The organism is Paenibacillus sp. 01T47 (genome assembly GCF_056398245.1).
The window spans coordinates 349,236-374,716 of record NZ_JBFTPA010000003.1 but is presented as its reverse complement, the minus strand read 5'-3'; the positions used below and the strand labels follow the sequence as shown (position 1 = coordinate 374,716).

At 45.6% G+C, this 25,481-nt stretch carries 24 protein-coding genes and 1 riboswitch; of the genes, 11 read left to right on the top strand and 13 right to left on the bottom strand.

Annotated elements, in window-relative coordinates:
- Positions 1 to 48 precede the first annotated feature (48 nt).
- Positions 49 to 345: a YtpI family protein gene (locus AC1DOV_RS09070; RefSeq protein ID WP_477549749.1), complete on the top strand. Its 297-nt coding sequence runs from the start codon at positions 49 to 51 to the stop codon at positions 343 to 345.
- Between the two features lie 8 nt (positions 346 to 353).
- Here AC1DOV_RS09070 and AC1DOV_RS09065 read toward each other — a convergent pair whose 3' ends face one another.
- Both AC1DOV_RS09065 and AC1DOV_RS09060 read right to left on the bottom strand, forming a co-directional pair.
- Positions 354 to 1,733 carry a DRTGG domain-containing protein gene (locus AC1DOV_RS09065; RefSeq protein ID WP_339207802.1) on the bottom strand — a complete coding sequence of 460 codons (1,380 nt, stop codon included), beginning with the start codon at positions 1,731 to 1,733 and terminating at the stop codon, positions 354 to 356.
- Between the two features lie 71 nt (positions 1,734 to 1,804).
- Positions 1,805 to 2,278 carry a hypothetical protein gene (locus tag AC1DOV_RS09060; protein WP_076267806.1) on the bottom strand — a complete coding sequence of 158 codons (474 nt, stop codon included), beginning with the start codon at positions 2,276 to 2,278 and terminating at the stop codon, positions 1,805 to 1,807.
- Between the two features lie 231 nt (positions 2,279 to 2,509).
- On the opposite strand from AC1DOV_RS09060, the gene AC1DOV_RS09055 reads away from it, so the two are divergent.
- Positions 2,510 to 2,863 (top strand): helix-turn-helix domain-containing protein, encoded by a 354-nt coding sequence (locus tag AC1DOV_RS09055; RefSeq protein WP_339207801.1) that lies wholly within the window; start codon positions 2,510 to 2,512, stop codon positions 2,861 to 2,863.
- Positions 2,864 to 2,942: 79 nt separating this feature from the next.
- On the opposite strand, the gene AC1DOV_RS09050 is transcribed toward AC1DOV_RS09055, so the two are convergent.
- Together AC1DOV_RS09050 and AC1DOV_RS09045 are read right to left on the bottom strand one after the other, a co-directional pair.
- The gene (locus tag AC1DOV_RS09050; protein ID WP_339207799.1) at positions 2,943 to 3,227 is read right to left on the bottom strand and encodes a hypothetical protein; all 285 of its coding nucleotides are present in this window, start codon (positions 3,225 to 3,227) and stop codon (positions 2,943 to 2,945) included.
- 90 nt (positions 3,228 to 3,317) lie between these two features.
- Positions 3,318 to 3,653, bottom strand: a complete 336-nt coding sequence (locus tag AC1DOV_RS09045) for a YlbF family regulator (protein WP_441909043.1) — start codon at positions 3,651 to 3,653, stop codon at positions 3,318 to 3,320.
- A gap of 236 nt (positions 3,654 to 3,889) precedes the next feature.
- Here AC1DOV_RS09045 and AC1DOV_RS09040 point away from each other — a divergent pair, with 236 nt between their 5' ends.
- The 6 genes from AC1DOV_RS09040 to AC1DOV_RS09015 are packed head-to-tail and all read left to right on the top strand — an operon-like array spanning position 3,890 to position 10,656.
- Positions 3,890 to 5,260, top strand: coding sequence for a YheC/YheD family endospore coat-associated protein (locus AC1DOV_RS09040; protein ID WP_441875617.1), 1,371 nt, complete (start codon positions 3,890 to 3,892; stop codon positions 5,258 to 5,260).
- Between the two features lie 11 nt (positions 5,261 to 5,271).
- Positions 5,272 to 6,495, top strand: coding sequence for a YheC/YheD family endospore coat-associated protein (locus AC1DOV_RS09035; RefSeq protein ID WP_477549748.1), 1,224 nt, complete (start codon positions 5,272 to 5,274; stop codon positions 6,493 to 6,495).
- Positions 6,492 to 7,871: a YheC/YheD family endospore coat-associated protein gene (locus AC1DOV_RS09030; protein WP_441875610.1), complete on the top strand. Its 1,380-nt coding sequence runs from the start codon at positions 6,492 to 6,494 to the stop codon at positions 7,869 to 7,871. Before AC1DOV_RS09035 ends, AC1DOV_RS09030 begins: the two co-directional genes overlap by 4 nt.
- Positions 7,871 to 9,025 carry a YheC/YheD family endospore coat-associated protein gene (locus AC1DOV_RS09025; RefSeq protein ID WP_441875607.1) on the top strand — a complete coding sequence of 385 codons (1,155 nt, stop codon included), beginning with the start codon at positions 7,871 to 7,873 and terminating at the stop codon, positions 9,023 to 9,025. The genes AC1DOV_RS09030 and AC1DOV_RS09025 overlap by 1 nt, the downstream gene beginning before the upstream one ends.
- A 1-nt stretch (position 9,026) precedes the next feature.
- Complete coding sequence (locus AC1DOV_RS09020) at positions 9,027 to 9,524, top strand: GNAT family N-acetyltransferase (protein WP_477511013.1); 498 nt, start codon at positions 9,027 to 9,029, stop codon at positions 9,522 to 9,524.
- Positions 9,481 to 10,656 carry a YheC/YheD family endospore coat-associated protein gene (locus tag AC1DOV_RS09015; protein WP_441875601.1) on the top strand — a complete coding sequence of 392 codons (1,176 nt, stop codon included), beginning with the start codon at positions 9,481 to 9,483 and terminating at the stop codon, positions 10,654 to 10,656. Before AC1DOV_RS09020 ends, AC1DOV_RS09015 begins: the two co-directional genes overlap by 44 nt.
- Positions 10,657 to 10,756: 100 nt before the next feature.
- Here the strand turns inward: AC1DOV_RS09015 and AC1DOV_RS09010 are convergent, their stop codons facing one another.
- Positions 10,757 to 11,434, bottom strand: a complete 678-nt coding sequence (locus AC1DOV_RS09010) for an HAD family hydrolase (protein ID WP_477511014.1) — start codon at positions 11,432 to 11,434, stop codon at positions 10,757 to 10,759.
- A 116-nt stretch (positions 11,435 to 11,550) separates the two neighbouring features.
- On the bottom strand, positions 11,551 to 11,847 hold the full coding sequence (locus AC1DOV_RS09005; protein ID WP_477511015.1) for a hypothetical protein: 297 nt from the start codon (positions 11,845 to 11,847) through the stop codon (positions 11,551 to 11,553).
- A 153-nt stretch (positions 11,848 to 12,000) separates the two neighbouring features.
- Between AC1DOV_RS09005 and AC1DOV_RS09000 the strand changes: the two genes are divergently transcribed.
- Positions 12,001 to 12,771 (top strand): TspO/MBR family protein, encoded by a 771-nt coding sequence (locus AC1DOV_RS09000; protein ID WP_477511016.1) that lies wholly within the window; start codon positions 12,001 to 12,003, stop codon positions 12,769 to 12,771.
- A gap of 75 nt (positions 12,772 to 12,846) precedes the next feature.
- Positions 12,847 to 13,635, top strand: coding sequence for an archaetidylserine decarboxylase (gene asd, locus AC1DOV_RS08995; RefSeq protein ID WP_477511017.1), 789 nt, complete (start codon positions 12,847 to 12,849; stop codon positions 13,633 to 13,635).
- Positions 13,636 to 13,713: 78 nt separating this feature from the next.
- On the opposite strand, the gene AC1DOV_RS08990 is transcribed toward asd, so the two are convergent.
- The gene (locus AC1DOV_RS08990; RefSeq protein WP_076267819.1) at positions 13,714 to 14,499 is read right to left on the bottom strand and encodes a helix-turn-helix domain-containing protein; all 786 of its coding nucleotides are present in this window, start codon (positions 14,497 to 14,499) and stop codon (positions 13,714 to 13,716) included.
- 206 nt (positions 14,500 to 14,705) lie between these two features.
- Here AC1DOV_RS08990 and AC1DOV_RS08985 point away from each other — a divergent pair, with 206 nt between their 5' ends.
- On the top strand, positions 14,706 to 16,010 hold the full coding sequence (locus AC1DOV_RS08985; protein ID WP_477549747.1) for an aminotransferase class I/II-fold pyridoxal phosphate-dependent enzyme: 1,305 nt from the start codon (positions 14,706 to 14,708) through the stop codon (positions 16,008 to 16,010).
- Positions 16,011 to 16,116: 106 nt separating this feature from the next.
- Here the strand turns inward: AC1DOV_RS08985 and AC1DOV_RS08980 are convergent, their stop codons facing one another.
- From AC1DOV_RS08980 to AC1DOV_RS08955, 6 genes are all read right to left on the bottom strand, one after another.
- The gene (locus tag AC1DOV_RS08980; RefSeq protein ID WP_477549746.1) at positions 16,117 to 17,367 is read right to left on the bottom strand and encodes an ABC transporter permease; all 1,251 of its coding nucleotides are present in this window, start codon (positions 17,365 to 17,367) and stop codon (positions 16,117 to 16,119) included.
- Entirely contained in the window at positions 17,367 to 18,116 is a 750-nt protein-coding gene (locus AC1DOV_RS08975) for an ABC transporter ATP-binding protein (protein ID WP_339207781.1), read from the bottom strand. Before AC1DOV_RS08975 ends, AC1DOV_RS08980 begins: the two co-directional genes overlap by 1 nt.
- A gap of 179 nt (positions 18,117 to 18,295) precedes the next feature.
- Complete coding sequence (locus AC1DOV_RS08970) at positions 18,296 to 21,970, bottom strand: S-layer homology domain-containing protein (RefSeq protein ID WP_477549745.1); 3,675 nt, start codon at positions 21,968 to 21,970, stop codon at positions 18,296 to 18,298.
- Between the two features lie 163 nt (positions 21,971 to 22,133).
- A complete protein-coding gene (locus tag AC1DOV_RS08965) occupies positions 22,134 to 22,865 on the bottom strand; it encodes a hypothetical protein (protein ID WP_477549744.1) in 732 nt (243 codons plus the stop codon).
- A 254-nt stretch (positions 22,866 to 23,119) separates the two neighbouring features.
- The gene (locus AC1DOV_RS08960; protein ID WP_477549743.1) at positions 23,120 to 23,833 is read right to left on the bottom strand and encodes an IMP cyclohydrolase; all 714 of its coding nucleotides are present in this window, start codon (positions 23,831 to 23,833) and stop codon (positions 23,120 to 23,122) included.
- Between the two features lie 59 nt (positions 23,834 to 23,892).
- A riboswitch (ZMP/ZTP riboswitch) is annotated at positions 23,893 to 23,972 on the bottom strand.
- A 229-nt stretch (positions 23,973 to 24,201) separates the two neighbouring features.
- Positions 24,202 to 25,440 carry an S-layer homology domain-containing protein gene (locus AC1DOV_RS08955; protein ID WP_477549810.1) on the bottom strand — a complete coding sequence of 413 codons (1,239 nt, stop codon included), beginning with the start codon at positions 25,438 to 25,440 and terminating at the stop codon, positions 24,202 to 24,204.
- Between the last annotated feature and the right edge of the window lie 41 nt (positions 25,441 to 25,481).

Genomic DNA, 25,481 nt, shown 5'->3' with positions numbered 1-25,481 from the left:
CACAAGATCGAAGCTGTACATACGTAACTTAAAAGGAGTTGCTTTTCCATGGATCAACTGATGCAATGGCTGCTTATGCCGGGCATCCTAATTACACTCGTGCTTTCGGCTGTATTCAGCTTTAAATCACGCCGCTCCACTGATGCGAGAACCCGGGGCCTCTTCACAGCTAGAATGAATATTAGCATGGGAGCCATGCTGCTTTTTATCGCTCTCGTTCAGTTATTCTTGTCCGGAGAATCTACGCTTCGCATCGTAATTGGCGCTATATTCCTTGTGATCGGTGTATTTAATGTGTTTGCCGGTCTTCGCAATCTCAGCGCGTACAGCTCGACAAGAAATTAAATGTGCAATTAATACGGATCAATCATTTGGGCCGTCAGCATCGCTTTGGCGGCCAAGCCTTGTTTGTCCTTCACTTCGATTTCAAGCTTCGTAAACTTCCGACTCATCTCAAGCGCTTTAGGTATGATCGTAACCTCACTGTCAATTTGAACCGGCCTTACAAAAAAAGTCGTCATACTCTCCAGTAAATAGTCACGCTTCGCCGTTTCTCGAATCATTCTGCGAGCCGCTTGCGTCATTAGCGTAGAGAGAAGTCCTTCCGACACCATCCCAAGCGCACCTGACATTTGCGGTGTAATGATTCCCTTATAAGCAATGCCCAGCTCGTCCTGACCAATGACATTAACATTTGTTGTCGCCATAAAGCCCGTCCACATTAAGTCTTCGAAAGTCTCTCCCGATTCCGGCTGCTTTCCTGCAAATCGCATCGCATCAAGCACTTCTTGCCTCGTCACAACGCCTAACAGCTTGCGATGCCTGTCAACGATAGGCAACAAATCAATACCTTCCGCAGCCATCGTATGAGCAGCCGAAGTGACCGTTATATTGGGTGCCGCTGTAATCGGATTTTTTGTCATCACTTTATCTACCGCGCTATCCTCAGGCGATCCCACAGCATCCTTAGCCGTCATCATGCCAACAACCTTGCCCCTTACATCGACTACTGGAAATCTGGAATAACCCGTTTCCCGCGATATCTTATGGAAGTCCAAAACCGTTTGCCCGATTCGCATCACATCAGCGGGTCTGCTAAAGGTTACGATGTCTTCGATCAGCATGATCTTCCGCTTAATAAGCCGGTCGTACATCGCACGGTTGATCATGGAGGCGACTGTAAACGTATCATGCCGCGATGAGATGATTGGGAGAACGCGCTCGTCAGCAAGCTTGATTACTTCCGCGCTCGGCTCAAAACCGCCTGTAATCAATACGCCTGCTCCCTCCTCAAGCGCGCAGCGATGCGCCCCGATACGGTTGCCGACTATTAGCAAGCTGCCCTCGTCAATGTAGCGCAGCATCGCATCCAGCTCCATTGCACCAATGACAAATTTATGCAGCGTTTTATCAAGGCCGGCTGCTCCGCCGAACAGCTTGCCTTCCACGATCTCGGCAACCTCGCCAAATGTAAGCTGGTCCAGCGCTTCACGCCGTTTCCGATCAATTCGCACCGTTCCGATACGTTCCTTCGTGCTGACAAGCCCTGAGCTTTCCGCTTCTTTAAACGCTTTATAAGCCGTTCCTTCGCTGACGCCTAATTCCTTGGCAATCGCGCGTACGGATATTTTCGTTCCAATCTTCAAGCTTTGTATATAAATCAATATTTGTTCATGCTTCGTGCTAGTCTCGTTGCCTGGTCCGATTGAAGCCACCTTATATCCTCCGTCCACTTGCCTTTGTTTCTCCCTATTATAGGAGAAAGCGAGGAACAAGTCATGCTCACCCTCAATTCGGGCCTAATCTAGAGCTGCCATTGAAGCAGAACTTGATTCGTACGCAGCCTGCCATCGATCAACTGACCCTCCAAGCCTTTAAACCGCCATTTCTTGAACAGCTGCTGTACCGTTTGAACGTTGATGGCATCTTCAGCGCCTGACATAATAAACGCTTGCCAATCATATTCAATCGGAATCGGATATCGCAGTGATTGGATAAGGAATTGATTCATTTCTATCACTTGTGATGGAATTTCATCGTATATGCTAGAGAACAAAAAAGAGCTTTGCTCGCTGTGCGGCCGAGAAATAGGATCTGATTTTAAGTCAAGCACATATTCAACGATTTGGGTATGCGGGTTAACACGACAGCTGAATGAGCCACGTGCTGCCAAAGCCTTATCGACACGGTGAGACAAGCGGTATGTGAACTGAACAAGGAATGGAACATTGTTATAATATGCGCGAACTTTTCTGAAAAATTCGAATTCGTCAACCACTTTGCATCCTCCTCGTGTCCACTGATTTTGCCCTTATATATCCTACCACTTTTATTTAAAATGGTAAATTGATCCTTTAAAGGCAATGATATTATTAGAATGATACTTTTTTACACAATTATAGTAAAGAGACCATCAATTAGYCAATGACTATAGTCACTCTTTTTAATATGCTCTATAGAATGTTGTTGATAGACTAGTAAAGTTTTATCGTTAGGCTGAGGTGAATCAATGAGTGGGATTGCAGGACTTGTAGGAGAGAACATTCGACTGCTGCGCAAAAAAAGAGGGCTTAGTCAAGAACAGCTTGCTCTTCGCGCTGATATAAATGCTTCCTATATGGGACAGGTTGAGCGGGGAGAAAAAAATCCAACGATTGATGTGCTAAGCAAAATCGCGTTTGCCCTTCAAACGCCGCTCGAGAGAATCGTGAACGTTGTTCCAAGCCCCGATGCTGCAGATGATACTGACGATGAAGGATATGCCACGAAGGTTGCCCACCAAATGAACGGCTTAAGCTTAAAGGAGCAGGAAGCGGTATATAAATTCGTTAAGCAGCTTGTTCAATTTAAAGAAATCCAATAAGAAGGTTTCGTCAAATATGGTTATAAACAAGAAAAAGATCCGACGGTATAATACCGACGGATCTTTTTTTTGTTGTATGCTAACCTCGGGCTCTGCGGGCAGTTGTCGCCTTCTGAACAAGCTTCTGTTCCCATAACAGCGCCTTCGCTCGCTTAATGCGCGCGAGCTCCTTCCGTCTCTCATCATTCATAACCAGCGCATTGACATGTGACGTTATGATGATTAAAGAGAACAAAATCCATACTAATCCGAATACACTCATCAAGCTCCAAGGCGCATTCAGCTCGAGACGCGGAATCGCATATACAAGCATCGCCAGCGCAATAAGCAAATACAATACATGACGGCCTTTTCCAGCTAACATTCCCTTCAGCTCCTTCATACGGTCATAAGCGGCTTATATTCTTGTCCGCATAATCATTCTATGAAGGAGGGACAGGGTATATGTCTCCTATTAGTCTACAATGGACTTCAGCACATCGGACATAATGCGGTTAACATCCTCAAACACGACGGCAAACCGGCGCTCCGCATCCATCAATTTGCCTATCAACGGATTAAGCGTAATCACTTCATAGAGCTTGCTCATCTTCTCCATATCTTCGGCAGAAGGCTCTTCACCAGCCATCATTTTTTGCTGTAAAAAGTTTTGCCGCTCGCGAAAATCATCCAGCATTGCCTTTGCATCTGCATCAGCTTCTGCTTCCAGCTTCGCAGCCTTTAATAGCAATGCCTCTTCGCTTTCCTTAAGCGCCTTCGCTAATTCATAAGCTTTGTCATAAATGTTCATTCGTCTCTCTCCCATTCTTATCGCTCTCATTTGGTATTCAATACGTCCAATCATACCCCTTATTCTATACATGAACCAAATCCTTGATGGAAAAGCATGCTAAAACAACACAAGCTTCAGAACCGTTTCTGATTCACAAAGGAATAGATGTCCTCATATGCTGAAGTAATTCGTGTAAAACACCTATAGGCCGCTAACCTCTTATCGTCATCCTCCTGCTTGGAAGGAGATTTATGATGCTCAAATCGAAAGTAGCCGTACAGGTGATCAGCTCCGGTATGCTTCCGGAGGATACGCTCATGCTTGGCGAAGCACAAGTAAAGCAGTGGAAAATCCCTCAAGGCCAGCACATTCTCGTAAAGTTTGGTGCTTTTCGGCAGCATGTAAAGGTTATTCCTGTCGCAAAGTACGACGGAATGAGGATCAGTCAAAGTTTAGCCAGACAGATGGGATTAACAAATGGCACATCGATCCGACTGCAATACAAAGCCAGCACTGCCACACTCGTTTTTGGGCCTTTAATCGGCGTTCTCATTAGCCGAGATTATCCGCATATGCCGGATAAACCCTTTGGTTCCATTACTATGTTTTGCAGGGAGCTTGTTGAAGCCTGTACAGCGCAAGGCGCGTACGTTTATTTTTTCACACCTAATCAGATCGGCACAAGTATCGACAACATTGATGGCTGGATCTATTCCGACGGCTGGCGGAAGCTCTCGATGCCCGTTCCTGACGTCGTTAATAACCGTCTTACCTCACGAAAATTGGAGAACAGACCCAGCGTACAACATTTCATGAAAGAAGTAAAACAGCACCATCAGACTACCGTTTTCAATGAAAAGTTTTTGGATAAAACCGAGGTTTTCGATGCACTTAAGAAAGATGAAAGCTTGGTTCGCTATTTGCCTGAGTCGCATCTGCTGCGCAACTATACGATGCTGAAATCAATGTGCTCTCGGTACAGCAGCGTTTTTCTCAAACCTGTTCGCGGCAGCTTAGGAAAAGGAATCATTCGGATTACTCATCTTGATTCGAGCAATTACCAAGTGATGTATGCGACTTCGGCTGGTACTCGAAGACAGCAGTTTACGAGCTTGGTTAAGCTCTTCTCAACGATATCCGCGAAGATGAAAACCGTGAGATACCAAATTCAACAGGGATTGCAGCTCATTGAAATCCAGAAGCGGCCAGTCGACTTCCGCGCACTCGTCCAAAAAAATTCGAGCGGTAAATGGACGATCACATCCATTGTAGCCCGTACAGCCGGAACTCATCATTTTGTCTCAAACTTAGCGCGCGGCGGCACGCTCAGCACGGTTGGAGAAGCTGTTGCAAAATCAAATCTGCAGGCAGGGGTTAGCAGGCAGGAAGCAGCGAAGCGGCTCCAACAGGCAGCGCTAAATATCGCGCGCGGCGTTGATGCGCAAATACCAGCACATTTCGGTGAGCTCGGCATCGATCTTGCAATGGATACGGCAGGCCGCGTATGGCTGCTGGAAGTCAATTCCAAACCGTCAAAAAATGATAACACACCGCTAAATGACAATAAAATTCGTCCATCCGTCCGCATGATGATTCAATACTCCCGTTTTTTAGCGGGCTTTTAACGGAGGCTTCTATGCAGAATCGAAAGGTCAAACTTGCCATTCTCGTGGCCTCAATCAACGATAATGCCTCAGAGCATGCATCTATTCCGGTAATGCCAGAGCCTTCCTTCTATCGTGCGCTCAGCATTGCCGGCGAGCAGCTTGGCATGGACGTCTATGTATTTACAGCAGAAGACTTTCAGCAGCATACGGAGTCTCTCGTAGGCTATCGATTGGAGAACGAGCATTTTTCTAAACAGACCGTCCCATTTCCTGACATCATCTATGACCGCTGTTTCTTTACTGAAGCCAATCAGCGAATAAACTGCCGCCGCATGCTCAGTTCCCTTGCTCAAGTTAAGCCTTACCAGCTTCTAAACGGAAAACTTCCTGGGAAGCTCGATGTGTATGAAGCACTCAAAGAAGACCATATGCTGAGTAGGCATTTGCCGCTTACTCTTCCCATGCAAACGACACAGCAGCTTCTTGAGCTCGCCGATCGTTTCCGAGGAGGCATCATTCTTAAGCCTTCCTCAGGGATGCAGGGCAGAGGCATCATCCTTGTGAAGCGCTGCCCGTTTGAGCAATCACTGCTCATAAAAGGTCGAAACCGAAGAAACCATCCCTTCTCGGTCTCCTTTAAGGAGGATTTAGCTTTTGAGCGATGGATTCATCGTTTCATAAGTGGAACCTCCTATTTGATTCAGCCCTATCTGGAGCTTAGCGGCAATGACAACAAACCATTTGATTTACGAGTGCTCATTCAAAAGGATGAGAAGAGCAGATGGTCGATCTCTGGAGCCGCTGTGCGCACAGGGCAAGCGGACTCCTTAACATCCAATCTTCATGGCGGGGGCGGCGCCGTCCCGGCGGCAAAGCTGCTGTCAGCCAAATTTGGCGAGTCAAAATCCGAACGTTTGCTAGAGATGATCCATACAATAAGCAAGCAAACGGCAGAACGACTGGAAAGCAAATTCGGCAGATTTGCCGAGCTCGGTTTAGATTATGGCATTGATCAGAGCGGCCGAATATGGCTGCTCGAAGCGAACTCGAAGCCTGGCCGCTCTTCCTTTGGAATCATAAGCGATCATGAGGCCGAGCGGCTTTCCATTGAAAGACCGCTTCTATATGCACGAATGCTGTCTAGGCGACTATCACCGTCCTTTGTAGCCAATGAATTCGCAAATGGCCGTCGTCATCATTCAAGTTCTGACAACCAATTACGGCCTTTCAACGTTCAGGAGGTTCATCGATGAGTTTGACAACTTGTAACGTACATTTCTCACAGCAATCGAATAAAATTGTCTATTTATCCAGCCCACTGCTCAAACATCTCAAGCTCTCAGGCAAAAAATCGGTTCACCTCAAGCTGGGCAAAGAGGTAATCGTAGCTGAAATCAAGCCATTGAAGCGGCCGGGCAATCATCTGTATTTATCAACTGCCATCCGTCAATCGATTAAAGTGCCGAAGTCAGGCAACGTTTACGTGCTTAATTCAGGCGATAATGAGGTTCAGCTCGGACCGCTGGTCGGCATACTGAGCGACAATTCGACACGCTCTGAGAGCAATCCTTTTGGTCCGCGTACCGGATTTATCAAGCAAGTCATTAAAACAGGTGAACATAAAGCTTACCTTTTCGGCTTTACACCAAGCGACATCAACTGGCAGCAAGAAACGGTCAATGGCTATTTCCTTAACCCGCAGGGCGGCTGGTATCGCAAAATCGTTCCGCTCCCGGACGTCGTGTACAATCGTCTTCCGAGCCGCAAAGCGGAGACATCTGCATCCATTAATTCACTGCGCGAACGCTTCGTGCGCCGCAAAATCCCATTTTTTAATTGGAGCTTCTTCAACAAGGCCGATGTCTACAAGCTGCTTGATAATGATCCTGAAGCGCTGACTCATTTGCCTGAATCGGTCTCTGGTCCATCTTCCGAAAAAATTAAGGAAATGCTGGAGAAACATCAATTTCTATATTACAAACCTACGGCAGGCAGCCTTGGAGTAGGAATCTACCGATTGACCTATCACCCGAAGCGCGGGTATTTCGCCCGCTATCGCAAGGGCAGCCAAAATGTGCTGCTTCGATTCACGCAATTCAGCAGCTTAATGCGGATGCTTCAGGCGAAGCATGGCAGCAGCTTGAATCATTATGTCGTTCAGCAAGGCATTCGCTTAGTTGAGATCGACAGCTGCCCGCTCGATTTTCGCTTTCACATGCATAAGAACGGCAGCAACGAGTGGGTTCCTGCTGGAATCGGAGCCAAAAAAGCAGGCCGAGGAAGTGTAACTACGCATGTGAAAAACGGCGGCTCGCTCATGACGCCTGAGCAAGCGCTTGGCAAAACATTCGGCACGCAAGCAGATGCCGTTCTTGAGAAAGCAAAGCTGGCTGCGATTAAACTATCAGAAGCGATCGAACGCAACTACCCTCATAGACTTGGTGAGTTGGGACTGGATCTCGGCATTGATAAGGATGGAGAAGTATGGATGTTCGAAGCGAACGCCAAGCCTGGACGATCAATCTTCAAGCATCCGGCGCTTCGCTCTGAGGGCCGCGCTTCGCTATCTTACATCTTAGAGCATTGCTTGTATCTCAGCCGCTTCAAAGATGAGGGAGGTACCAGCTGATGGATAGCTTACTTCCCGATGATGCAGACGTTAGAGAGCAGCGTGCCGGCCGAACCGTATTGGCGATTTTGACGATCGATGATGATGTTCAGCTCTTTCGCGGCAATCGAAGCAATTTTGTCGATTTGATTAGAACGGGTCAATCGATGGGTTTCATCGTTTATGTCCTCACCGTAAAAAACCTGCTTCTGACCAGAAGCAGCTTAAAGGGATATGTCTTCAATGAAGCTGAGGACAGCTGGCAGCAGAGATTGCTGCCCTTTCCCGACGTGATTTACAACCGAATTCCGCTGCGCGAAGATGAGATCCAACCGGCTGTAAGGCAAAAGATCAACGCCTGCCGCAAGCATCCGCGAGTCACGCTGTTTAATCCGGCTTTTTTCAACAAATGGGATTTATTCGAATGGCTTCGTTTATCAAAACTGACCAAACCTTATATCCCATTAACACGAAAACTCGTTTCGGTTACGAGCCTGGAACGCATGATGCGAAAACATTCCTATCTTTATTTAAAGCCAGAAAGCGGAAAAGCAGGTAAAGGCATAATGACGATCAAGGTTCACGCTGAGAAGCAGCTTCCTTATCGGCTAAGAATTCAAGAAAACAAAAAGAGTACGACTTACAATTGCTCCACCCTTCATAAACTTTGGAGTCGTATTCAGAAACAAAGCGGCAATGAGGCCTATATCGCTCAACAAGGCATCAAGCTCGCCTCCTTCCAGGACCGAAGATTTGACCTTCGTGCGCTTGTTCAAAAAAACCAACGAGGGCAATGGGATATTACTGGAATAGGCGCCCGAATTGCAGGCGCATCCAGCATTACGACCCATGTTCCTCGCGGCGGTATGATTGAAGACCCAGAGAAGCTGCTCATTAATTCATTTAATGAAGAGCAGGCGCGTAAACTGCTTATAAAAGCGAAAAATGCAGCCGTTCTTATCGCTAAGCAGATTGAACGCGCCTCAGGCCAGCAGCTCGGCGAAATGTCGTTGGATTTAGGCGTCGACAGCGTAGGGAATATGTGGTTTTTCGAAGCTAATTCTAAGCCTATGAAATTCGACGAGCCTCATATTCGTCAAAAATCGTTAGAGCGCGTATTTCATTATGGAGCTTATTTAGCTAGAACAAAATTAGAAAAAGCAGGAGGCGCATAACGTGGATCTAGAGCTGCTTACACCGGAAGCATGGTTAGCGGAACAAAAAAGACTCATTGGCTTTGCCATTCGCTTCGGAGATAAGCGGCTTGCAGTTTCGACTATTCATGCGCTCCGAAAGCTTGATCCTTCATTACTACAAGATGAAGTGAGCCGTCCATGCGGCGCGGTTGCTGCTGTTGCTAAGCAGGGCAACCGCGTCGTCGGCTTCGGTTTTGCAGAGGACGGCGGCGAGGCTGCGTGCATGGTCGTCGTCCATCCCGAAGCTCGAAGCCTCGGGATTGGCAGTTCACTCGTTCAAGCCATGATTCAACGTTTAGGGAAACTCACTTGCAATGTGGCAACGGACAATACGGCAAGCATGGCTTTATGTTTTCGTTTAGGCATGACAGCCGTTTCCATGCATAGAGGGCCAACAGGCAAACCGACGCTTCGCTTTGAAAGGGGAACCACGAATGAAACAGCCCGTCCTAGGCATCCTGACTCTATATCTCAATGAAGCCGGACATCTGGAGGAACGTTCCATCTATCAGAAAATGACTTCCGCTGGACGAAAGCTGGGACTAAGCGTCTTCGTGTTTACGCCAATGGACGTCAATTATATTAACAACAAAATTCACGCGCAGTTCTACAATCTTGACACACAAACATGGTCACGAAGGTGGACCTCGTTTCCAAATATGATTTATGATCGATGCCGAATCCAACGTACCTACCGCTTTGACCAGCTCAAAAAGTTTCGTGAACGCTATGGACATCTTACGTTCCTTAATCGCCCGCTTCGCAACAAATGGACCATCCATCGCATCCTCTCGAAAGATTCTCGATATAAAAGCTATTTGCCTGCCACGAAGTATGTCACCGATAATCAAGATATTACCGATATGATCCGAAAACATCAGCTTGTTTATCTCAAACCTATTAATGGAACCGGCGGCAGAGGAATTTTGCGAATCGAACGGCGCAAGGATGGTCAGCTTCACATCCAAGGCCGGGATCAATCAAGAAAAATTATACGACCGCAATATATTTCCACTGCAGGTTTAAACAGCTATTTGGCTCCTTGGAATTTGAAAGGCAATCGCTACATCGCCCAGCAGGGCATTCAAATAAAGCTTGCTAGCGGACGTGTGCACGATTATCGGATGCTTGTTCAAAAAAACGGAGAAGGCAATTGGGAAGTTACCGGTTGCGCTGGACGAATCGGGGCATCCGGCAGCATTACCTCTAATTTACACGGCGGCGGCAATGCTGCTACGATGAGCAGCTTGCTCAAGGAATGGCTTCGCGATGATGCGAAGGTCGCGCAGGTTAAGGAAGAGACAGAGAAGCTGGGGGTCGGCATTGCCGCTTACTTAGAGCAAAATTACGGCAGACTTTGTGAGCTTGCTCTCGATTTGGCAATTGATCGAAAAGGCGGGATCTGGCTGCTGGAGGTAAATCCGAAGCCAGCTAGAGAAGTATTTGCACAGGCTGGAGAGAAAGAGGTTTATCGCAATGCGATTATTAGACCTCTGGAATATGCCATCTGGCTATATAACCAGAAGAAGCGAAAGAAAGGTAAAGAGAAGCAGGCTGCCGTATCAGATGCCCGTGTGGATGAGAACTTCATTTCTGATAAGGAGCTGTGATGCGGCTGAGCATTTGAAATCCATAGCAAAAAAACACACCTGTTAGGGCGGCGCCATCTCTTGGCCTCCCTAACAGGTGTGTTTTTATTCAAACTGCTTATTATTGTTCCAATAAAGGCAGGAGCTCGCGGAAATCATTAATCAGTACATCCGCTCCCTCAATTTCTGAAGCACGACCATATGTAGCATACGCACAGCCGATCGTTTGAAGACCGTTGCCTTTGCCCGCTTCCACATCCGAAGAGCGGTCTCCTACCATCCAAGCCGATTGGATATTGTGATCCTTAAGCAGGCGAGCAACTAAGTCGACTTTGGTTGAAGTCTCATATTCTCCCGCACTGTATAAGCCGTCAAATAGAGGCGCAATGCCTTTGAATTCAGCAACGCCCTTCACATATTCCTCAAGCCCATTGCTGGCTACAAACAGCTTAATCCCACGTGAATGCAGCTCACGCAGCGTTTCCTCGACAAATGGGTACAGCTGGCCTTCGCCTCTTTCCAAGCCTTCGCGCTCGTACTGAAGCAGCAAGACATCAGCCCGCTTCCGAGCAGCCTCTGTACTATCTGGCATAACCTGCCGCCAAATATCCTCCAGCAGCATGCCTAAGCAGCTTAGCAGCCGTTCTACAGGCGGCGTTTCATGCTCGTAAAGCCCTTCTTCCCTTAGCGTCTCAAAAACGCGGTGGTGAACAGGCACCAGCAATTTATCCGTTTCAAACAACGTTCCATCCATATCAAATATGACAGCCTCAGGCTTTCGCAGCTTATGTATGCCCATAGTTGAAACCTCCTTCAAAGTCTGCTCTTATCATAACGGAATATAGGAAATGATCGCAAGGCTTGATGAAGGTTAACCGTTAATCACTTGCTTCGTTGACGACAGAGATTCTTTAGTCAATTTCGCCTATGCATAGCGGAAGACTGCAGCGCTATTCTTGCCAGCGCATAAGGGCCAAGATAAGCGCCGCTTATTAAAAAAACGAAATTTTTGAGTACACGATGCACTTCCGTCATAAACACCGTATCATCCATGAGAGTCTGTGTTATGGCATCCGCTGCGGTTACAAAAAATAAAAAGATGGCCGTAACCGCAAGCCCATCCAAAACTCGACTGACTGTTCCACTCAATCGACTCAACCAGCCCATGAGAACGGCGCCAACAGCTAATGCCGCACCAATTAATATCATCATTTGCCATCACCTCTTGTGATAGGTTCGGTCATTTGATGCATACTTAAACCTCACATTTTTGGATGGAATGAGATTATAGCGAATAAAAGCGACCAAGCTTGTTTACATATGATAAAGAAGTCCAATAAAAGTAACATTTTGGAGGAATGCTGTATGAAAAATCTTATTCGCTGGTTAAATGCTGCCGGTCTCGCCGCCGTGCTTGCAGTTAATGGACTTGCACAGTGGCTTCCTATCAACGGGAAAACGACTGGAGAAATATCCGCTAAGTACCCTGTGCTTATCACTCCTGCACCATATGCCTTCTCCATTTGGTCTATTATTTATTTGCTGCTGATTGGTTTCGTCATTTATCAGTTCAAGCCACGTGCTGGCAAAAGCAAAAATGTACAGAACATCGGCCCATGGTTCATCATAAGCTGCCTGTTCAACGTCGCTTGGATTCTCCTGTGGCACTATGAGAAACTAACCAGCAGCGTATTCATTATGTTCGCTCTGCTGATCTCGCTAATCGTTATTTATAGCGCAATTCGAAAGGATAAGCAGCCTCCTGCTCCTATGGAACAATGGCTTGTACGGCTGCCTTTCAGCATTTACTTAGGTTGGATCTGCGTAGCTTCTATTGTAAATGCAGCTGTCGTTTTGTACGCTGCCGAGTGGAATGGCTTTGGTTTATCTGATGCTGCTTGGACTATTACTTTATTGATTGCAGCCAGTTTGCTTGCTGTTGTCATCGGTTTTAGGTTTGTGGACCCTGCCTTTGTTCTAGTGTTTGTTTGGTCGTTTATTGCTATTGCCGTAAAGCAGGATCAGCAGCCCGAGGTTAGTCTCTCAGCCAGCATCGCTGCTGCTATCTTAATGATTGCTGCCATTGTTATTTGGGTTCAGGCAAGGAAAGGAAAGCAGTTGCATATTGAAAAATAGAACCGGATATGTCACACTGTTTGATGTGTGTGAGGACGAAAGCCTCCTTGCAGGAAAGGACGTGACGGTTCACGTATGATAAAATGGCTGCTTCGTTCCATGACAGAATTAAGCTCGCGCAAATGGATATCTCGCATAACAGGAAAATTCGCTCAATCGGCTGCCAGCCGTCGATTTATTTCCCGTTTTGCTGCGACATATGGCATTAAAACTGAGGAAGCTGAGAAACCTCTAGCCCAATATAAAACGTTAAACGAGTTTTTTACGCGGCGATTAAAACCCGGTCTGCGTGATGTGCATGCAGATGAGGACTCGCTTGTCAGTCCTGTTGATGCTCTCATAACCGGAGCTGGGCCAATAAGCAGCGGCACGATTGTTAACGTAAAGGGGCAGGACTATACGATTGAGGAGCTTCTTAATCGGTCTCCGCGAACTTCCAATTATATGAACGGCTATTATTTCGTTCTTTATTTGAGCCCAACCGATTACCATCGTATACATACGCCAGTCAGCGGTCGTGTTGTAGAGCGTGAGCATATTGAAGGAAAAGTTTATCCGGTTAATGACTTTGGTCTTCGCCATATGCGCAGAGTGCTTAGCCGCAACGAGCGGCTGATTACCTATATGCAGCATCATGCAGGGGAAACGGCCGTTGTCAAAGTTGGCGCAATGAACGTAAGCAGTATTCAGTACGTACAGCCCCTTAAGGAAGAAATGCTCAAGGGTGAAGAGCTCGCCTACTTTGAATTCGGTTCTACTGTAGTGCTGCTGCTTGAAGATGGAACCTTTACTCCACGTGACAACCACATGCTTGGATCGAAGGTGCATATGGGTGAGAAGCTCGGATCACTCCACGAAAACTAACTGAAGCAGACTTAGCTCAAAACGAAAAACCCCAAATTTCTCAGCGATGAGTGAATTCGGGGTTTTTCGTTTATTAGCCTATCTGATCTCCGAGGGGCTTCGCCCCGTATACTGCTTAAACTGCCTGCTGAAAAAAAAGATGTCCCGATAGCCGAGTGCATCTGCTACCTCGGTCACATTCATCCCGGCGTGCATGAGCAAATGCTGCGCCCGTTCAATTCTCGTGCGAATCATGTAGGTTTGCACTGACATGCCGATCAGCTCTTTGAATTTCATTGAAAAATATCGGGGCGACAGCTGCGCCCGCATCGCTAGATCCTCTACACGGTGCGCAATGCTTGGATTTTGCCGAACAAAGTTTGCCACCTCATGAATGGCCTCTGTCAATTGATTGCTTGCCTTCTTCTCGACTGGCAGCTGCTTGTCCTCTCTAAGCAAATGAATCATCAGCTGCTTAAGAACAAGCTGCGCCTCCTCTTCCGCTGCATACGTTTTTACAAGAAACAGCCTTACATAGCGTGAGAGCATATATTCAAAGTCGACCGTGTCATTCAATTGCCTATACCGACTCGGCACAGCATCTATCGTTTCATTAATGGCAAAGTGAATATAGGATAATACGAGCGGACGCTGCGGGTTATGAGTGGAGCTTGTGTAGTCGCCCGGACGAAACAAGAAGCAGCTTCCCGGACCAACCTCATAGTGAGTACCGTTGACTTCAACTTCCCCTTCTCCGCTCCAAACATAAAATAAATCAAAATTGGCCATCGGCTTCTCGCGTCTAGCCCATCTCCAACCCGGCTCACATACGATTTTGGCAAACGCAGGTAACAGGATGAACGAATTAGGCGAAATGTGCAGCATAAGGAAACCTCCTGTACAAATCTATGCCGTCATCATACAACAGGGAGAAACTATTGCGCAAGCCACATGAAGTTACGAAAAAATTTGCTTTGTGAATGGTTTCCATCTCAAAAAAAATGTTATAATAGCACCCGACAAGAATAAACGGCTAACGCCTAATTATACTACATTCAAATGAATGATTTCGGAAGGATGGAATAAAGTCCATGAACCCACTTGCTCAGCAATTAAACGAGACGTTACAAGCAGAAAGCCCTAACGTTTATGCGATGTTGTCAGACTTAGGCAAAGCGATTTATTTCCCGAAGGAGGGCATTCTCAGTCAGTCCGCCGAAGCGAAAACGAAAGCAACTAAATTTAATGCTACTATTGGAATTGCAACAGAAGGCGGACAACCGATGCACCTGAAGGTCATCCAAGATACCCTCTCTGCTTACAATCCGAAAGATATATATGAATATGCGCCTCCTGCAGGAAAGCCTGAGCTTCGTGCTGCTTGGCGTACAAAAATGATCAAAGACAACCCATCCCTTGAATCAAAGGGCTTTGGTACGCCAGTCGTTACAAATGCATTGACCCACGGTCTTAGCATTGTAGCTGACCTTTTCGCTAATGCGGGTGACGCTGTAATCATCCCTAATAAAAACTGGGAAAACTACGAATTGACATTCGGTATCCGCCGCGGTGCTGAAATTGTAGAATACCCGCTGTATAACGACCAAACTCGCTTCAACAGCGCTGGCCTTCGCGAAGCCTTGCTGGCTCAAAAGGACAAAGGGAAAGCCATCGTTGTGCTGAACTTTCCGAACAACCCTACTGGCTACACGCCTGGTCCACAGGAAGGCGATGAAATCATCGCTGCCATTCACGACGCAGCGGAAGCTGGCATCAATGTAGTTGTTGTAACAGACGATGCTTATTTTGGTTTATTTTTCGAAGATTCCATGCAAGAATCACTGTTCTCCAAGCTTGCTGATCTGCATCCGCGTGTGCTTGCCGTTAAAGTTGACGGTGCGACCAAAGAAGAGTACGTATGGGGCTTCCGCGTAGGCTTCATTACGTATGGTTCAACTTCTGCGGCTACTTTGAATGCGTTGGAGCAAAAAACAATTGGTATCATTCGTGCTACGATTTCCAGCGGCCCGCATCCATCACAAACATTCGTATTGCGCGCTTTGACTTCACCTGAATTCGAAGCTCAAAAAGCGGAGAAATACGATATTATGAAACGCCGCGCCAATCGCGTAAAATCGTTGCTCGACAGCGGCCGTTATGGCGATGTATGGGGCTATTACCCATTCAACTCCGGCTACTTTATGTGTCTAACACTAAGCGGCGTTACAGCTGAGTCCGTACGTGCACATCTGTTGAACCAATACGGAATCGGTACGATTGCTCTAGGTAAAACAGATCTTCGCGTTGCTTTCTCTTGCATCGAGGAAGAAAATCTTGAAGAGCTGTTCGATACGATTTTCAAAGCGGTTAACGATTTGATTGCTCAAAAAGTATAATAAACACTCGCACTTCATTCGCGAATAATTGCAAAGAACCCCTGAGTCAGCATTTCTTTACGAATGCTTCTCTCAGGGGTTCTTTTTTGTATTCCGTCTGCCCTGCTTAGTCTTCATCCTCATCTTTCGCAAGCTTCTTGCGCAAACGCGCTGGACGAATGGCGATATACATGGCGGCAAGTACAATAGCTATGAGCGAAGGGACGTAAACGCCGCCCGCCAAAGCCAGCGGCAAAGCAACAAACAGCCACAGCAGCAGCGTGCACAGCACCATCGCCAAACGATCGATTTTCAAATATTGCTCAATTCGCTGTTTTTCCGGCAACGGGTACACATGCTTCCAAACCGAATAACGATGGATATGACGCAAGCCGCCTAATTGAACAGCAATGAGCCCCATAAAAATAAAAAATACGAGAACACTGCCATAACCAGATAGCGATACGGCTTCAGCAAACCAATAGGTGATGAGGCAGCCGAGAATAAGCAGCCTTAGTATAATTCCGCCCATCTCGGTTCTAAGCATAGATGCCGTATAGAGATAAACGAATGTATTGCGATTCGAATACGGTATCGTACGCAGAATCCAGCTTAAATACGATCTTCTTGCTATACTCGATGGGAGTGTAGGTACATCGATAAACAATCCAAAAAAAACATAATACCGTTTGCGTGTCCTTGCTTCCTCTTCAATCAGCCTCTCCCAAGGAAAAGGATGTTTTGTTGGAAGACGATAAAGCAGCATAGACAGTATACCGATGAGCAGCGTAAACCCCGCAGCCTGCCAAGCGGTACAAGTAAGCCAAGCTACCAGCGTCAATGCTGTCATTGCCCAGCGCAGCACACGCATGAGACGTCGCATGCCAGCCCAAGTCATTCGGCGCTCTTTCCATGCTCCCCATACATTGCCCGCCTTCAGAGCGGCAGCCACGACTGCAAGAAGCAATGCGCCGTTAATGGCTGGGCCTTGGTTATAGATCGGCAAATAAAGAAGAAACACAATGGCAGCTAGTATCGAACATGCAATTGAAGTATGACGGAACGATAAGCGCAAATAACCGGCCATCTCTGCCTCACGCGGCATCATAAAGACGACGTCTCCGGCCGCAAGCCACGTACGAAGCGGACTCCAACACAACACCAACGTTAATGCAATCATACCAACAGTCGCAAAGGGAAAGCTGGCTGGCATATGTCGAATTAAATTTATGTATCCAATCGTGGAGGAGATCAAGATTAAAGACATAAAAGCTGGGAAGCCGCTTTGCCCCATATACCGAAAATAAGGCAGCGTTTCCCCGCGGAATGCCTTTGCTCTTTGCTGCCACATCAGCTCCAGCTTACTAATATTGCTCATCAAACATTGCCCCCAGTAACGAGCTTATAGAAGGCATCCTCCAGAGAACCGCTGCGCATGTCCATGCCTGCTGCTTGTCTAATATCATCGAGCGTGCCGATCGCAACGATTTTACCGTGGTGCATGACGATAAAACGATCGCAATATGCTTCCACAGTTGAGAGGATATGCGAGCTCATTAGGATGGCTGCTCCCTTTTGTTTTACTTCAACCAGCCGCTCCAGCAAGGAACGAATGCCAAGCGGGTCAAGCCCTAGAAAAGGCTCATCGATGATGTACAGCGGCGGCTCAGCGAGCAGCGCGTTCATAATCATGACCTTTTGTTTCATGCCTTTGGATAAGTGGGCTGCAAAGGCTTTACGCTTTGGCGTCATTTGGAACTGCTTCAGCAGCTCGTCCTCACGATCACCATACTGCTTGTCCTTTACGCTATAGGCCATCCCCGTTAAGCGCAAGTGCTCCTCAACGGTCAGCTCATCAAATAGAACCGGCGTCTCCGGCACATAAGCAAATGCGCTTCTGTAACGCTCCGTTTCTTCCTCCAGCGTAACGCCATCAACCTTTACTTCCCCCGCCTGCGGCTTCATTAAACCTAAAATATGCTTAATGGTCGTGCTTTTTCCAGCGCCATTCAGACCGATTAATCCTACCATCTCGCCCGCTTTTACCTCAAAGGAGATATCATGCAGTACTGGTCTTCGTGGGCTGTAACCGCCGATTAAACCATTCACCTGTAAAATAGAATCCATCCTATCACCTTCAACTATGTAAATTAGTTTATCTAGTAAACAGCATACCGAATTATCGGACTAATATCAAAGAAAGCAATGATTTGTGTACAAAAGCAAGAAGCATGCACAAAAACGAAAAGAATGGGCAGCCATTGGCCGCCCATTCTTTAAACACTATAATTTGCGTTCATATCGTATTACTTTGAAAGCAGATTATAAAGCACTTGTGCCACTTGAGCTCTCGTAGAAACATCTTTAGGGCTCAGCTTTGAATTGTTCCCCGTAATGATGCCGCCCTCAACTAGCACCTTGAAAGCGTCAGTTGCATAGCTTGCAATTTGAGCGGAATCACTGAAGCTGGACACCGCAACATTTGTCTCTGCTTTAGGCAATTCACCAAACACTTCAAGTGCGCGATACAGAAGTGTAAATAGATCTTGACGTGTAATTTTGCTATTAGGGTCAAACGTATTGCCTTCTACACCTTTCGTAATACCCAGGCGCTTAGCAGCTCCCAAGTAATTCGTATAGTAGGTATTCCCTGCATCATCAAAATTAGCTGTCTCTTTCTGATTTGGCTCGATGCCGTATGCTTTCAATAACAAGACGATGAATTGGCCTCTCGTCACTGACGCATTCGGGCTGTAATGGTCCTCGTCTGTACCTGTTGTAATGCTTCTTGCCGCAAGGAATAAAGCGGCATCCTTATACCAAGCTGCATCCGATACATCTTTAAAGCTTACTTTATTGTATCCTACAATGTACTGGGAGAAATGTGTCGTAACAAAGTTTACCGTTCCTGTACCCGCGTTGTATTTCCCGCGGATCGTTTCCAAGCTGCCGGCATCCGTTACATAGTAGACCACTACAGCATTTGGATCTTCTCCGGCTTTTAAAGTATAAGGCACACTAACTTGCACATTGCTGCCGCCAAAGCTTGTAAGCTGGATAGTTCCTGCGAATACGGAGAAATCATAAACCGGTCTGTCACCCAAAGCTTCCTTGCCCTCGTCAGTCAGCTCTACTTTCGTAATAATAATGCTGATGTCACCCGCTTCAGCCGAATTGCTGATGCTTTCGATTGCTTTTGCATCAAAAACAACAGTGCCAACGCCAAGATTGGCCTTCACACCCGCATTTGTGCTAGATGCTACTTCATTAAACGATTTTCTAGGAATGCTCAGCTCTACAGATTTAGTTTGAGCTGTAGCTTCAACCTTAAGCTCAACGACAGAGGTTTTGCCTGCTGCTTCCGCTTTCTTAGCAAGCTCAACCAGGCTTGTAATAGAAGCTGCGGTTGCTTTCGCTACGGTTGCTCCTGTCGCAGCATCGGTTGTTGCTGTTATCGTTGCTGTTGGTGCTGTACCATCATTATCTCCGCCTGCTGGAGGTGTAGGTGTTGGCGTTGGATTTGGGCCATTGTTACCACCGCTTGGAGGGGATACATAATTAGGTACAATGACATCTAGCACTGCGCCGGCATTATAGCCTTCCTTAGCCGCAAACCTCACGTTGTAAGTGCCTGATGATAAACCAGTAATAGATGGCGCTGTAGCCGCTTGATAGGACTCAGCTCCTGACATCTTGTATTCAAGTGCTGTCGTTGTTCCTGTAATTTGTCCATCATTATTAGCTGAAGAGGTTGGAGCTACACCCGTCAAGCCTGATGGTTCCGGCTGCTCTTGTAGAGCAAACGCATTGATAACGATATCAATTGCTGGGCTTGCACTGAATCCAGGTTTAGCTGCAAATCTGATATTGTAGGTGCCTGCTACGAGACCAGTTATCGCTGGTTCTATTGCCGCTTGATAAGCATCCGTTCCATCTAATCTGTATTCTAGAGCTGCAGTCGTTCCTGTAATTTGTCCATCGTTATTAGCAATCGTTGTCGGTGATACGCCTGTTAAGCCAGTCGGCGCTTCTTGCGCTTCCTCGCCGTAAGCCGGAATAACAACCTCTACTTTAGGGCTTGGGCGATATCCTTCTTTTGCCGCGTAACGAACATCATAAGTACCGTAAACAAGATCTGTAACAGACGGTTCTGTTGCACGAATATAATCGGATAACGAATTAGACAACTTGTATTCAAGCGCTGTCGTCGTTCCTGTAATTTTACCGTCATTGTTAGCTGATGTCGTTGGTGCAACGCCTGCCAGCCCTGTTGGTGCAGCTTGGTCTTGAATATAGGATGGAACCACTACGTTCACAGCTTCGCCCGCTTTGTACGAAACAGCTGCGGGAATTCCTGCTGTATGAGGACCATTGTATCCAAGCTTGGATGCATATCTAACATTGTAAGTGCCTGGCACTAAGTTAGTTATTGCATCACCAGTTACAGCCTTGTAATCCGTTTCACTTTCAAGCTTGTATTCTAGCGCTTTGCCTTTCGTTCCTGTAATTTGACCATCATTTTCATCGGATGAGGTTGGTTTAACCGCTGTCAGCCCTGTAGGTTTGGCCTCAACTCTTGCGAATAGGCTGTTCAAAGCATTCGTATAGTTATTGTAATTCACACCAGTAAGCCCGCTGCTTACATAATCAGGTTGAATATTGGTCCAAGAATACATCAATTCAATATGCCCAAGAATCGGAGCTCTGTTGCCATCAGCATCCTTATTGTCTTTGTTATATTGAAAGAGGTATGGAACCTGAGCTTTGCTTGCGATTACTTCTACGCCGTTCTCATTCGTATACTTTACATTGTTGCTTGCTTTTACATATTGTGTTTTGATATCAGGCAAATATTTGTTAATCAAATCTACATACAGATTGGCATTTGGATGATTCGTATCTCTCGTTTGAAAGAATATGCCGTTATGCGGGTCAGCGTTCGGGTCTTTATTAAGATCCAGGATCGAAATTCCCGAATCCAGCTTGGTGTCCCAGAAATAAACTTTATCAATGTTATTTTTTTTCGCATATTCGTTAATAAACTTAATGGCTGCTTGCGTATTCGGGCACCATGAGCCGCCGAACAAGATCGTATAATTCCCTTCGCTCTCGAGAATCTTCGTCAATTGGTGATAGGTTACATGTTCAAATACGAGCTCTCCATCCGATTCGTCAAAAATAACCGTTTCTTTTTTGTTGATGATTGATCCGTTTCTATTGAAAGCTGCTTTGATAGAATTCGAACGGTTAATCGTATCAAATGAAGTGATTCCTTCAAATACTTGACTCACTTTTGCTTTGTAAGCATCTACTTTGCCCGTGTCCAAAACACCATTTGTTAAATAATCGTTCCATACATTCGTTGATGCCAAAGAGGAAACAATTTTCTTTTTGTTATACACAAACAAGAATGGTGCTTCAATTTTTTTCGCTGAGCCTTCTGAAATTACTGTGCCCTTGCTGTCTTTTTTTGTATAGCTAACGATATCTCCTGCTGGAAGTACTTCATCGAGGTTCGTTAAATATTTTTTGACCAGCTCGACATACGCTTCTGCAAAATCAAAAGTGTTGTTGCCGACTTTGATTTCTTTCGTTTGCGTTTCAGCAATCTCTAGTGATTTGCCATCTAACCTCGTATCAAAGTTATAGATGGTTTTTACGCCATATTGCTTCGCCACCTGATTGATAAAGCCAATATTCGCTTGTGTTTTATCGCTCCAAGCTCCGCCAAACAACACCACATACGTGCCTTCGCTGTCAAAGAGATTAATAATATCTTCATACGTTACCGTTTGAAGAATATGGTTCTCATCATTCAAATGATCATACACATTATTAAAATAGTTATAATGGCTGGCGCCGCTATTTACTAGAGTTTCCGAAGCTGGATTGGCATTAACGATATTGGCAGCCGGCAAAATTAATAACGCAGCCAATATAAGAGCTAACCATCTTTTGGATGTATTCAATTGTAATTTCATGTTCATTCCTCGTTTTCATCAAATTTTGTCGATGTGCCAAGTGTGAAATATGTATTCTCCACTAGTCGCTTCAAGATCTCGTGCAGGGAGCCGGTCATAAGAGGCTGATCTGCCTCTTATGACCACCCCCATTTCATAACTCATGAATACGTATTTCTTGTTTCTAGCAGATTTCTTCTTCCGTCGTCGATGGTGCTGGGTGTTGACCTTCGGAAGACGATGATGATGATGAAGAGGATGAAGCAGGAGCCTCTGAGGATGATGGTGCTTTCGGCTGTACCGTATCTTTTTTCACAAATGAGACCGATTTTGATGGTTTCTTTTCTTTTTTCGCAGCTGGCTCCGCTGGTTTCGATTGTGTTTCTTCTTTCGCAGCAGGTGCTGCTGCTTTTGGCTCTTCTTTCACAACGGCTGCAGCTTTAGGCTGGCTTTCTTCTTTTACGGTCGTTGCTGCTTTAGGCTGGGCAGCTTCTTTCGGCTGTGTCGCTGTTTTTTCAACCGATGTATTTGCTTTAGCCGCAGGCTCTTCCTTTGCTGCTGCCGCTTTAGCTGCAGGCGCCTCTTCCTTCTTATCTACAGCAAGAGTAACTTTGGATTTATCTTCTTGTTTCGCATCTACTTTTTCTGCTTCAGGCTTATTTGCCTCTATCGTGTCCGCCGTTTTTGTTTGCTGTTGTTTTTCGCCTTCTGCTGCAGCTGTGTTTACTTCTGATTTTTTCTCTGTATCAGAAACGGTAATGATTTTGGAATGATTCTCTTCTTTTGCTTCGGTAACAATTGCAGCGTTGTCCTTCACCGCAGGCGCACCTTGCGCCTGTTTGGCAGATACGACAACATAGGTTAGGGCTGAGAAGGCTACTGTTGCAGAAATTAATGTTAGTGTTAGTTTTTTCATGATTGTAAACATCCCTTTCGCTTCGCTCTTTGAGCTTTTTTGTTTTTTTGGATAAAAAAAGGAGACCCAACAAGGCGCAGAACTGCGCTCCTATTGAATCTCTGGTGGTCCAGTAGATTATCTTCTTTTGTCATCCTACAAAATGGTTTTTCAACTCACTTTGAATATATTCCTATATTATTCCTCAAAAACGACCCTGTCAACGATTATTTAAATTTTTCCCATCGTTTTTGTCGGAATTAATTATAGAGACACTAAAACGTCTGATTTTTATTTATTATTTTAAATTCCACCTTACGATCATCGGTATGAATAAACTTCACAAGCAATGAAATTTTATGATCTGCGTTTATGCTGCTCCAGTAAAATTGAGCCGTTTCATCCATTGAATCAAATAAAGGAACCTCCAGCGGTTCACCTTCAAAAGATCTCAAAATACCATTTTCTTCACCTTTATAAGTGTGAATGCAATGACCTATCCCTTTTGTAAAAGAGTCGTAATGAAAGAAATGACGGATGCAAAATGACGGATCGTTTTGCCTTGTTTTCAAAATGGACAAGCTGTACACAGCTGATTCAGTATCAATAATACCGGAAATACGTGGTGTATAATGGGGAGCATCCGGTTCAAACTTTCTGCTTTTTAATGCATCTTCAAACGTTTCTTTTTTGCCATACGCTTCATAGATGGTTTCCGTCTGATCTCCATTGGAAATGATGTGCATCCCATTAATACTCTTTATCGGATTATAAATAATCAATGAAGGGTCTTCCATTTTTGCCGCATCATATGCTCTATTTTTTACAAACTGCTCATTACGCTCAAAGATTCGGTTGCGACTGTTCACGCTTCTGCCCATTATCCAATACACTTGAACATAGTGTTTTCCTGACGGGCTCATCCCCACGATTATCGTTCTACCAGGATACGGATTATTAAATAACTGATCTTCATAGGACTGCAACATACTCACCTCAACCTTTTTATTTTATCTGAAAATAAAAAAAGTATTTGATCATTGATCAAATACTTTGCCCAGGCGCACGACATATGAAATAGGTGCTCCCTCGTGGTCATCCACGTTTACGCCAGTTGCACCTACCTAAAATTTACATTTATTATAGTTCGATATCGCAATTGAAATCAAGCTCTATTACAGACTAACTATGAAAGTTAACGCGTATATTTTCTAACGAATTGTATCGTGCTTATTATGCAGAAAACTAAGCGCTGCTGGATTCGCAAGCTATAATTTTGATTGTTGAGCAATGAAAAAAGGGCTGTTCCAAAAGTAGAAAAATCCACTTTCAGGACAGCCCTTCACTTATATAAACCTTATTTCACTTCAATTGATTTAACTGTACCATTGTCGCCTTTTACTTGTACATATTGACCAGCCTTCAGCTGCGAGGAGTCACCTGTGATGACTACACTTGGATCAATGCTGAATGTTGTGACAACTGCCTGTGAGTTTTCATATCGAGTAATGAGAGAAACCGTCGTCAATTTCGCCTGATTGTTGAACGTTAATGTATTAATAATTCCGTTCTCCGAGAAAGCTGTACTAACAGGAGCCGACTTCGTTACTTCAATAAATACGATACGATTGAGATACGTACGAACGAGTACCTCATCACCTGCTCGGAGTGAGCTCACTGGCGATTTTTTATCATCTCGGAAAATAAACACATTCGAGTCTAATGCTAGTGAAACCTCCGTGTTATCTCCTTTAACAACCGTCAACTTGCCATCAGCAGGAGCTGCTTTTAGCTTGCCTATAATGGCTTGTGCATCATGATTAGGCATTTCCGTATCTGTGCGATCGAGAAGCGCTGCCAGCTCTGCACGGGTTACTGGTTGATTAGGACGGAAAGTTTTTCCATTCTTATCATTGTAGCCGGTAATAATACCTTTCTTCAAAGCAAGAGCAACATAACCTACAGATCCAGCAGGGATCTCTTTTGCATCCTTAAAGTCAAGCTTCGTATTATTGAGCGCCTTCGCTTCGTCTTCCAGTTTAAGCGCTTTTACGAGAAGAATCGTAGACCATAGTCTTGTCGCGTTTGCTTCCGGTTTCACTTCCGATTCAGTCTCAGAGAATAGATCGTTCTCCAGCGCTACTGCAACGTAACCAACAGCCCAAGGGTATTTTTTTGCGATTTTATCCCCATCATTAAATTGCAAGTCCGTTTTCATTTTATCTGCTGATTCCGCTTGTGAGCGAAGACCCATCAATCTGACAGCAGCAGTCAACGTTTCAATACGGTTGATTTTCTGATTAGGCTTAAATGTACCATCCTCGTAGCCAGTAAATACGCCCTTCGACGCTAACCGCATAATGTATTCCATAGCCCACTTCAGATCGTCCTCATCTTGAAATTGCCATGTTACTTTATGTTTATCGTCCTTGTCATACTTGTCATCCTTGTCCTCATGACGGCCTTTATCATCATTACGATCGCCATCATGCCCTTTGCCTTTACCGCCATCTGCAAAAGCTGACGTCGCACCGCCTGCAAGCATTAGCAGCGCAAGCGAAGAAATTGCTGTCTTTTTCCACATGGTTTGTTTCATCAAGAAAGCCACACTCCTTTTTCGATTGCGGGTTTTGCCGC

Bases quoted from the DNA above. Each gene is read 5' to 3' on its own strand.
- AC1DOV_RS09055 (WP_339207801.1), top strand. From the start codon at position 2,510: ATGAGTGGGATTGCAGGACTTGTAGGAGAGAACATTCGACTGCTGCGC.
- AC1DOV_RS09030 (WP_441875610.1), top strand. From the start codon at position 6,492: ATGAGTTTGACAACTTGTAACGTACATTTCTCACAGCAATCGAATAAA.
- AC1DOV_RS09040 (WP_441875617.1), top strand. From the start codon at position 3,890: ATGCTCAAATCGAAAGTAGCCGTACAGGTGATCAGCTCCGGTATGCTT.
- AC1DOV_RS09015 (WP_441875601.1), top strand. From the start codon at position 9,481: ATGAAACAGCCCGTCCTAGGCATCCTGACTCTATATCTCAATGAAGCC.
- AC1DOV_RS08985 (WP_477549747.1), top strand. From the start codon at position 14,706: ATGAACCCACTTGCTCAGCAATTAAACGAGACGTTACAAGCAGAAAGC.
- AC1DOV_RS09035 (WP_477549748.1), top strand. From the start codon at position 5,272: ATGCAGAATCGAAAGGTCAAACTTGCCATTCTCGTGGCCTCAATCAAC.
- AC1DOV_RS09005 (WP_477511015.1), bottom strand. From the start codon at position 11,847: ATGATGATATTAATTGGTGCGGCATTAGCTGTTGGCGCCGTTCTCATG.
- AC1DOV_RS09045 (WP_441909043.1), bottom strand. From the start codon at position 3,653: ATGAACATTTATGACAAAGCTTATGAATTAGCGAAGGCGCTTAAGGAA.
- AC1DOV_RS09025 (WP_441875607.1), top strand. From the start codon at position 7,871: ATGGATAGCTTACTTCCCGATGATGCAGACGTTAGAGAGCAGCGTGCC.
- AC1DOV_RS08955 (WP_477549810.1), bottom strand. From the start codon at position 25,440: ATGAAACAAACCATGTGGAAAAAGACAGCAATTTCTTCGCTTGCGCTG.
- AC1DOV_RS08975 (WP_339207781.1), bottom strand. From the start codon at position 18,116: ATGGATTCTATTTTACAGGTGAATGGTTTAATCGGCGGTTACAGCCCA.
- AC1DOV_RS08990 (WP_076267819.1), bottom strand. From the start codon at position 14,499: ATGCTGCACATTTCGCCTAATTCGTTCATCCTGTTACCTGCGTTTGCC.
- AC1DOV_RS09010 (WP_477511014.1), bottom strand. From the start codon at position 11,434: ATGGGCATACATAAGCTGCGAAAGCCTGAGGCTGTCATATTTGATATG.
- AC1DOV_RS09070 (WP_477549749.1), top strand. From the start codon at position 49: ATGGATCAACTGATGCAATGGCTGCTTATGCCGGGCATCCTAATTACA.
- AC1DOV_RS08965 (WP_477549744.1), bottom strand. From the start codon at position 22,865: ATGAAAAAACTAACACTAACATTAATTTCTGCAACAGTAGCCTTCTCA.
- AC1DOV_RS09050 (WP_339207799.1), bottom strand. From the start codon at position 3,227: ATGTTAGCTGGAAAAGGCCGTCATGTATTGTATTTGCTTATTGCGCTG.
- AC1DOV_RS09000 (WP_477511016.1), top strand. From the start codon at position 12,001: ATGAAAAATCTTATTCGCTGGTTAAATGCTGCCGGTCTCGCCGCCGTG.
- AC1DOV_RS08970 (WP_477549745.1), bottom strand. From the start codon at position 21,970: ATGAAATTACAATTGAATACATCCAAAAGATGGTTAGCTCTTATATTG.
- asd (WP_477511017.1), top strand. From the start codon at position 12,847: ATGATAAAATGGCTGCTTCGTTCCATGACAGAATTAAGCTCGCGCAAA.
- AC1DOV_RS08960 (WP_477549743.1), bottom strand. From the start codon at position 23,833: ATGTTGCAGTCCTATGAAGATCAGTTATTTAATAATCCGTATCCTGGT.
- AC1DOV_RS08980 (WP_477549746.1), bottom strand. From the start codon at position 17,367: ATGAGCAATATTAGTAAGCTGGAGCTGATGTGGCAGCAAAGAGCAAAG.